We start from the raw sequence: 4713 nt of genomic DNA on the forward strand, positions 1-4713 counted from the left end.
GGACGCGGGCTGGGCCATGCTGAAAACCATGTTGGAACAAAAGAGCCATCAGGCCGGTGTGGTGTTCGAGGTCGTGAACGAAGCGTATTCAACCCAGACTTGCTCGTGCTGCGGGGTGATACCCGCCAGCAGTCCGAAAGGTAGGGCGGGTTTGCGAATAAGGGAATGGACGTGCAGCGAGTGCGGAACGACACATGATCGGGACGTGAACGCGGCACGGAACATTCTCGCGGCGGGGCATCGCCGTCTGGCAGCAGGAATCCCCGTCCTTTAGGGCGGGGAGGATGTCAATGTGCTGAATTTTTGTGTACCATTGCGGTTCCGCATCAACAAATAAGTTTGTTATTGTTGAATAACAACATCCGGAGACCCGTAGCATGACCACCCCCATTGACGCTTCTTCCTATCCGTTCCACGGCAGTGGTGCCGAGGTGCAAGCGATTGAATTCCCGTACATCCGCTCGTCTGATCAGGACGCCGCGCAGCCGGTGCAGCACCCGATTGTGGTCGTGGGCGCTGGCCCGGCGGGCCTGAGTCTGGCAATCGACCTGGCGCAGCGCGGCCAGCGCGTGCTGGTGCTGGACAACGATTACCACCTCTCGATCGGCTCGCGCGCGCTGTGCTTTGCCAAGCGCACGCTGGAGGTCTGGGACCGCCTGGGCGTGGGCCAGCCGATGGTGGACAAGGGTGTGTCGTGGAACGTGGGCAAGGTGTTCTTCAAAGACCAGCAGGTGTACCAGTTTGACCTGTTGCCCGAGGACGGCCATGAGCGCCCGGCTTTCATCAACTTGCAGCAGTACTACTGTGAGGCGTATTTGGTCGAGCGTTGTTTGCAACTGGACAACATCGAGATCCGTTGGGGCAACAAGATCACCGGCATCCAGACCCGCGACGATGGTGCCTTGCTGACGGTTGAAACGCCCGAAGGCCCGTACCAGTTGGACGCGCAGTGGGTGTTGGCGTGCGATGGTTCACGCTCCACCATGCGCAACCTGATGGGGTTGGAGAGCAAGGGCCGGATTTTCCACGACCGCTTCTTGATTGCCGATGTGAAGATGACGGCGGACTTTCCGACCGAACGCTGGTTCTGGTTCGACCCGCCGTTCCACCCCAACCAGAGTGTGTTGCTGCACCGTGAGCCCGACAATGTGTGGCGCATCGACTTCCAGCTCGGCTGGGATGCCGATCCGGAAGAGGAAAAGAAACCCGAAAACATCATGCCGCGCGTGAAGGCCCTGCTGGGCAAGGACGTGGACTTTACGCTGGAATGGGCCAGCGTCTACACCTTTGCCTGTTTGCGCATGGACCAGTTTGTGCATGGCCGTGTGGTGTTTGCGGGCGACTGTGCGCACGGGGTGTCGCCGTTTGGGGCGCGTGGTGCCAACAGCGGTGTGCAGGACACCGACAACCTGGCCTGGAAGCTGGACTGGTTGCTCAAGGGCTGGGCAGGCCCCGAACTGCTGGCCACTTACGGCCCGGAGCGCGAATACGCTGCCGACGAGAACATCCTCAACTCCACCCGCGCCACCGACTTCATCACACCCAAGAGCGAGATCAGCCGTTTGTTCCGCGACGCGGTGTTGGATTTGGCGCGTGAACAGCCGTTTGCCCGCCGCATTGTCAACAGTGGGCGTTTGTCGGTGCCGGCCACGTTGTTCCATTCCACCCTGAACACGCCGGATGTGGACAGTTTTGCGGGCAAGATGGTGCCGGGCGCACCGCTGACCGATGCGCCGGTGCAACGCGCCGATGGCAGCGCCAGTTGGCTGCTGCGTGAAACCGCGCCCGACTTCACCCTGCTGGTGTTTGGCGATGTGCCGGACTGGGCGCGCGGCTTGCCGCACGTCACCCCGGTGTCGGTGGGCCACGACTTGCTGGATGTGCGGGGCCTGGCGCAGCAGCGCCTGGATGCCACGCCGGGCACGGCGTACCTGATCCGCCCCGACCAGCACGTAGCCGCCCGTTGGCGTACCCCCACCGAGGCCGCCGTGCGCGCTGCCTTGGCCACCGCCACCGCCCAGACCGTGGCCGCCTGAAGCCAACCTTGTGGAGAACACCATCATGTCGAACACCTTGAACACCCAGGCCCGTGACTTTGCCTACGACGATTTTTACGAGGCCTTGATTGCCACCCATCAGGGGCTGAGCACCGAACAGAGCCACGCTCTGAACGCGCGTCTGGTGCTGCTGCTGGCCAACCATATTGGGGACTTGACCGTGTTGCAGGAGGCATTGAACGTGGCCCGTGGCACCGCCCTGACGGCGGAAACCGTGCGCGCGGCGGAGCGTGCCGCCATCACGCCGGTGGCACCGAGCCACACGGATGTCTGATATCGCTGTAGATGTCAGAATCGGGGGGTATGAAAGCTCTCTCTGACGTTTGTTTGTCCATGCTGGACTTGGTCGCGGTGCGTGCAGGCGGCACCGTGGCCGATGCCTTGGCGCTGGCGCTGCGCACCGCCCAACACGCCGAGGCCTTGGGTTTTACACGCTACTGGTTGGCAGAACACCACAACATCAACGGGTTGGCCTGTTCGGCCACGGCGGTGCTGGTGGGGCACATTGCCGGTGGCACGCAGCGCATCCGGGTCGGGTCGGGCGGCATCATGCTGCCCAACCACGCACCCCTGGTGGTGGCCGAGGCGTTTGGTACCTTGGCCGAGTTGTACCCTGGCCGCATCGATTTGGGATTGGGCCGCGCACCCGGCACCGACCCCACCACCATGCGCGCGTTGCGCCGTCAGCGTGTGGAGGCCGAGGACGACTTCCCGCACGACGTGGCGGAATTGGAGCGGCTGTTGGGCCCCGTGCAACCGGGGCAGCGTGTGGTCGCCCGGCCCGGTGCCAACACCCGGGTGCCGTTGTACCTGTTGGGTTCCAGCCTGTATTCGGCGCGGCTGGCGGGGCAAAAGGGGCTGCCGTACGCCTTTGCCTCCCACTTTGCGCCGCGTTTGCTGTTGCAAGCGTTGGAGGTGTACCGCGACGCTTTCCGCCCCAGCGCGGTGTTGGAGGCCCCTTACGCGATTGTGGGCGTGCCGGTGATGGCCGCCTCCACCGATGAAGAGGCCGAGTACCTGGCCAGCAGTGCCCAGCAGCGCGTGCTGGGTATTTTGACCGGCAACCGCATGGAGTTGGCCCCACCCGTGCCAGATTTCATGCGCCAGCTGCCACCCCATGCGCGCGAGGCGGTGGACGATTTTCTGGCCGTGGCTGTTGTTGGTGGCCCGCAGCGGGTCGCCACCGGTTTGCAGGATTTGCACGCCGCTACCGAGGCCGATGAGTTCATGGTCGTGTGCGATATTTTCGATTCGGCGGCGCGTTGGCGTTCGCTGGACATCACCGTGCAGGCATGGCGTTCCGTGGCCACTTCCACTGCTTGAAAGAAAGAAAAGGGAATCGCGATGCAATGGTCTGTGGTGTGGCGTGCGTGCGTATGCGCAGCGGTGTTGGGTTTGCAAGGCTGTGCCGTGGTGGCGGTGGCCGATGCGGCGGTGACGGTGGTGGCCACCGGTGTGTCCGTGACGGCCAAGGCAGTGGGTGCGGTGGCCGATGCGGTCATTCCCGATGGGGACGACGATTGAGGTGAACAACAAAAAAGCACTTGGCTTGTGACCAAGTGCTTTCGATGTTTTGGTGGCTCTTCCCTGATTCGAACAGGGGACCTGCGGATTATGATTCCGTCGCTCTAACCGGCTGAGCTAAAGAGCCTGAAGCCCAAATTGTATATCAAAACTTTGCCGGTCTTTACAGGTGCTGGAAGTTGGGCGCACGTTTTTCGACGAACGCGGCCATGCCTTCCTTCTGGTCGGCGGTGGCAAACAGGGCGTGGAACAGGCGGCGCTCGAACATCACGCCATCGCTCAAACCACCCTCAAAGGCGCGGTTGACGGTCTCCTTGGCCGCCATCACGCTGGGCAGCGAGTAGTTGCAGATGGTCAGTGCCGCACCCAGGGCTTCGTCCATCAGCTTGTCCAGCGGCACCACGCGGCTGACCAGCCCGGCGCGTTCGGCCTCTTCGGCGTTCATCATGCGGCCAGTGAGCACCATGTCCATCGCCTTGGCCTTGCCCACCGCGCGCGGCAGACGCTGGGTGCCGCCAGCACCGGGGATGATGCCGAGCTTGATTTCGGGTTGGCCAAATTTGGCGTTGTCGGCGGCGATGATGAAGTCGCACAGCATGGCCAGTTCACAGCCACCGCCCAGCGCAAAGCCGCTCACGGCGGCGATGATGGGTTTGCGGATGCCACGGATGGCATCCCAGTTGCGGGTGATGTATTCGGTTTTGTACACATCGGCAAAGGTGTAGCTGGCCATGGCACCGATGTCGGCCCCAGCGGCAAAGGCTTTTTCGTTGCCGGTCACGATGGTGCAGCCGATGTTGTCGTCGGCATCAAACGCTTGCAGGGTCGCCACCAGTTCGTCGATGAGCTGGTCGTTGAGCGCGTTGAGTTGCTTGGGACGGTGGATGGTGACGATGCCGACGCGGCCTTCGGTGCGGACTTGGATGAATTCTGGGGTATGGCTCAAGGTGTCTCTCCTGTTGTGGGTGGAATAGGTGGTGATGTGTACCACAGCGTGGTGATCAGAACTGAGTGGCAAGCCTCAGGGTTCGGCCCGAGGTTCGAGCGATCAGACTAGGTCGGCCCGTAGTCGGTCGTGCAATTGTCCTCTATGATGAATGCTGTGAACACCACCACCAAAACCCTGCAACTG

6 protein-coding genes and 1 tRNA gene are annotated in these 4713 nt (G+C 62.4%); 5 read left to right on the top strand and 2 right to left on the bottom strand.

Annotation, left to right across the window (positions count from 1 at the left end):
- The 5 genes from CON76_RS11750 to CON76_RS11770 form a co-directional block, all read left to right on the top strand.
- A partial coding sequence (locus CON76_RS11750) for an RNA-guided endonuclease InsQ/TnpB family protein (protein ID WP_101103534.1) occupies positions 1-274 on the top strand: 274 nt, incomplete at its 5' end.
- A 103-nt stretch (positions 275-377) separates the two neighbouring features.
- Complete coding sequence (locus tag CON76_RS11755; protein ID WP_101103535.1) at positions 378-2036, top strand: FAD-dependent oxidoreductase; 1659 nt, start codon at positions 378-380, stop codon at positions 2034-2036.
- Between the two features lie 25 nt (positions 2037-2061).
- Complete coding sequence (locus tag CON76_RS11760) at positions 2062-2331, top strand: DUF2783 domain-containing protein (RefSeq protein ID WP_101103539.1); 270 nt, start codon at positions 2062-2064, stop codon at positions 2329-2331.
- A 29-nt stretch (positions 2332-2360) separates the two neighbouring features.
- Positions 2361-3380 (top strand): LLM class flavin-dependent oxidoreductase, encoded by a 1020-nt coding sequence (locus tag CON76_RS11765; RefSeq protein WP_101103536.1) that lies wholly within the window; start codon positions 2361-2363, stop codon positions 3378-3380.
- 21 nt (positions 3381-3401) lie between these two features.
- Entirely contained in the window at positions 3402-3581 is a 180-nt protein-coding gene (locus CON76_RS11770; protein WP_101103537.1) for a hypothetical protein, read from the top strand.
- Positions 3582-3631: 50 nt separating this feature from the next.
- Here the strand turns inward: CON76_RS11770 and CON76_RS11775 are convergent.
- Positions 3632-3708, bottom strand: a tRNA-Met gene (locus CON76_RS11775).
- Positions 3709-3744: 36 nt separating this feature from the next.
- Positions 3745-4527, bottom strand: a complete 783-nt coding sequence (locus tag CON76_RS11780; RefSeq protein ID WP_101103538.1) for an enoyl-CoA hydratase — start codon at positions 4525-4527, stop codon at positions 3745-3747.
- Between the last annotated feature and the right edge of the window lie 186 nt (positions 4528-4713).

This window comes from Macromonas bipunctata (assembly GCF_002837135.1).
In the GTDB taxonomy this organism is placed as follows: domain Bacteria; phylum Pseudomonadota; class Gammaproteobacteria; order Burkholderiales; family Burkholderiaceae_C; genus Macromonas_A; species Macromonas_A bipunctata.